The organism is Bacteroidia bacterium, from assembly GCA_025056095.1.
In the GTDB taxonomy this organism is placed as follows: Bacteria; Bacteroidota; Bacteroidia; order JANWVE01; family JANWVE01; genus JANWVE01.
In genome coordinates, this window is sequence record JANWVW010000253.1 from 1 (window position 1) to 3,842 (window position 3,842).

Here is a 3,842-nt window from a genome sequence, read left to right on the forward strand (position 1 = left end):
GCGTTAGCGAAGTACCGAAGCGAAGCGCAGTGCGGAATGCCCCGACCCTTGCGTCAGCAAGGGGCACGCCCAAAAAGTGAAAAACTTTATATTCCTACTAATAAACCCTGATCACAATGCACTTGCCTGTTTCTATGTCCTGTTGCACTTTTTTGTACTTAATTCCTTTTTTAACGCTACCATCTAAATACTGCACATCTACACTTTGATTAGGTTGTATCTTTTGTCCTACGATGCGCTGCTCTACCTTTGGTCTTCTATTTTCTACTACTTCGTAGTCAGTACTGTTGAGTCCATCATGAGTAGAGGAAGACACATAGCTACTTTGAATGCTTTGATGTACCGTTTTGAGTTTAGATAAATTTTGTTTGTTTTTACGTTCTTGTTGTCTAGCTTGTAGTTCAGCAGCTCGTTCTTGCTCTGCGGTTTGAACAGGTGTTAAAGTAGCATGGAATAGATACTGTAAAATTTCTTGATTGATTTGAGTAACGACTTTTTGAAACTCTCGAAAAGCTTCAAACTTATAGACTAATAGCGGATCTTTTTGCTCATAGACAACATTTTGGACACTTTGGCGCAGGTCATCCATTTCTCGGAGATGGTCTTTCCATTTATCGTCAATTACGGCTAGGGTGGTAGCCCTTTCTAAGGCGGTCATTACTTCTAACCCCTTGCTTTGATATGCTTCCTGTAAACTCACTTCGGCGTATATTTGGTACTTGTTTGTAGAAAAGGGAAAAACTACTGTGGTAATTTTTTCTCTGTGATTTTTATAGACATCCTCTAAGAAAGGATATACAAAATCGGCTATTTCTTTGGTTTTTTTCTGATAATAGTCATACACATTTTCGTACAACTTATCTATAACTTGATTAGGTTTGAGCATGCGTAAATCTTCTTGAGTAATACCGCCATCATATCCGATAGTGCGGTACAATTCGTATTGTAGAGCGTTAATATCGGCTTCTTGATAAATATCAGTGGTTTCTCCTTTTTCATTGATAATCAAGCTAGAACAAAAGTTATAGATAGCATCCTGAATATCTAATTTTATTTTTTGTCCTTTGAGGGCATTTCTACGGCGAGTGTAAATAACTTCGCGTTGTTGGTTCATGACATTGTCATATTCAATTAAACGCTTGCGAATAGCGAAGTTTTGTTCTTCTACTTTCTTTTGTGCGCGTTCTATGGATTTAGTGATAATACGGTGTTCAATAACTTCACCTTCTTTTATGTTTCCTAATCTATCCAAGATTCGGGCTAGTCTATCGGATGCAAAAAGTCGCATGAGGTCATCTTCTAGGGATACGAAAAATTGAGAAGAACCTGGGTCGCCTTGCCGTCCTGCTCGCCCTCTAAGCTGTCTATCAATTCTGCGGGCTTCATGTCTTTCAGTACCAATGATAGCTAAGCCGCCTTTTTCTTTTACACCAGGTCCTAACTTAATGTCTGTACCTCTACCTGCCATGTTTGTAGCAATGGTTACTACGCCTGCCTGACCTGCTTGAGCTACAATTTCTGCTTCTTTTTGATGCAGCTTAGCGTTAAGCACGTTGTGTTTAATACCTCTTTGTCTAAGTAAACGGCTTAAAATTTCAGAATTTTCTACACTTGTGGTACCTACTAACACAGGTCGCCCTTCATTGACTAATTCCTGAATTTTTTGCGCAACGGCATTGTATTTCTCGCGCTTAGTTCTGTAAAGTTGGTCTTCTAAATCTTTGCGAATAACAGGTTTATGGGTAGGAATAACTACTACATCCAGCTTGTAAATGTCATAAAATTCTATTGCTTCGGTTTCAGCAGTACCTGTCATGCCTGCTAACTTGTGATACATGCGAAAATAGTTTTGTAGAGAGATAGTAGCATAAGTTTGTGTAGTGCCTTCTACTTTTACATTTTCTTTTGCTTCAATAGCTTGATGTAGTCCATCAGAGTAGCGCCTGCCTTCCATGATGCGCCCTGTTTGTTCATCCACAATTTTGACCTGTCCATTTTCTACAATGTATTCTACATCTCTTTCAAAAAGCGTATAAGCGCGCAAGAGTTGGTTAACTGTGTGAATCCTATCTGCTTTTTCGGTATATTCCCGAGTTAGTTTATCTTTGGCTTCTCTTTTTTGTTGTTCTGTCCATTCAGGGTGATTTTCAATATTAGCGAATTCCAATCCAATATCTGGTAGAACAAAGAAGTTGGGATCTTCGGTATCCTGAGTAATAAGCTCACGACCTTTATCGGTCATTTCAACGGTGTTATTTTTTTCATCTATTACAAAATAGAGTACTTCATCTACTTTGGGCATGTTTTTGGCGTTGTCTTGAAGGTAGTACAGCTCTGTTTTGTTGAGTAAGCTTTTGATGCCAGGTTCGCCTAGAAATTTAATTAAAGGTCTGCTTTTAGGTAGCCCTCTGTAAGCTCGTAGCAGTGCTAAGCCTGCTTTTTCTTCGTCTTTGTTAGCTAAGTGCTTGCGGGCTTCATTAAGTAGTTCGTTACATAGCCGTTTTTGAGCTTCGTATAATCGCTGTACGCGAGGTTTATACTCAAAGTATTGATGTTTATCCCCTTCGGGAACAGGTCCTGCGATAATTAGGGGGGTTCGAGCTTCATCAATAAGAATGGAGTCTACCTCATCAATAATAGCGTAGTGCAGTTTTCTTTGAGCAATTTCTTCATATTTAGTAACCATGTTATCGCGCAGATAATCAAAGCCAAATTCATTGTTAGTGCCGTAGGTGATATCTGCGCGATAGGCAGCAATACGAGCTTCGGAATGTGGGGGATGCAAGTCAATACAATCTACGGAAAGCTGATGAAATTCATAAATAGGTCCGTTCCATTCTGCATCTCTACGAGCTAAGTAATCATTTACTGTAACTACATGTACGCCTTCGCCTGCTAAAGCATTGAGGTAGACAGGTAAGGTAGAAACTAAAGTTTTACCTTCGCCTGTTGCCATTTCGGCAATTTTACCTTGATGTAGTACAATTCCCCCCATCAACTGCACGTCATAGTGAATCATGTTCCATTCTATTTCATTTCCTGCGACCATCCACTTGTTATGCCATATTGCTTTATCGCCTTCAATAACTACATTCTTTTTCTTTTGTGCTATCTTTATATCAAAATCTGTGGCTTTGACTACTAATTGCTTTTGTTCGGTAAATCTGCGTGCAGTTTCTTTGACTACGGCAAAGGCTTCAGGTAACAGTTGGTTAAGTATCTCTTCTATTTGTCTATCTTTTTCCTTGCTTAATTTTTTAATCTGTTCATAAATGGCTTCTTGCTCTTCTGTCGGTAGAGGTGTTCCTTCTAGATACGATGTATGAATACGCTCTTCAAGTGCATTTATTTCTGCATTAATTTCAGCAAGGTGGGCTTGTATTTTTTCTTTGAAAATTCGAGTTTTATCTCTTAGTTCATCGTCGGTAAGGCTGTGCAGTTGGGCATAATATTCATTGATTTGGGCAACAATAGGTTTAAGGGCTTGGATATCTCTTTCTTTTTTAGAACCAAATAACTTTGCTAATAGCTTGAACATGGTTGTTTTTCAAAATTCAAGGACAAAGGTACTAATTTTTTTTCAGCCATGAGAATACTTACGTCTTGTCAGGTCAAACTAGCTTTCTAAGGTAATGTTCGGTTTTGTTTCATGGGGTGGGCTTTAGTCATTTCAGTAGCTTTGTTTGCTGCTATGTTACGGAGGATTTCAAAAAAAGTGATGTTTAAAAGTTTACAATATGAGTGACATTTTTCAGATGTTTTTTCAGATACAAAAAAACTGTACTTTTGTACAGTATGAAAAAATAAATGTCTTTTCATTGTTGAAAGACACAGTAAATAAG

1 protein-coding gene is annotated in these 3,842 nt (G+C 38.4%); it reads right to left on the minus strand.

The annotated features are described in order from the left end of the window. Positions 1–97 precede the first annotated feature (97 nt). Positions 98–3,538 (minus strand): preprotein translocase subunit SecA, encoded by a 3,441-nt coding sequence (gene secA / locus NZ519_12905; protein MCS7029653.1) that lies wholly within the window; start codon positions 3,536–3,538, stop codon positions 98–100. Positions 3,539–3,842: the final 304 nt, after the last annotated feature.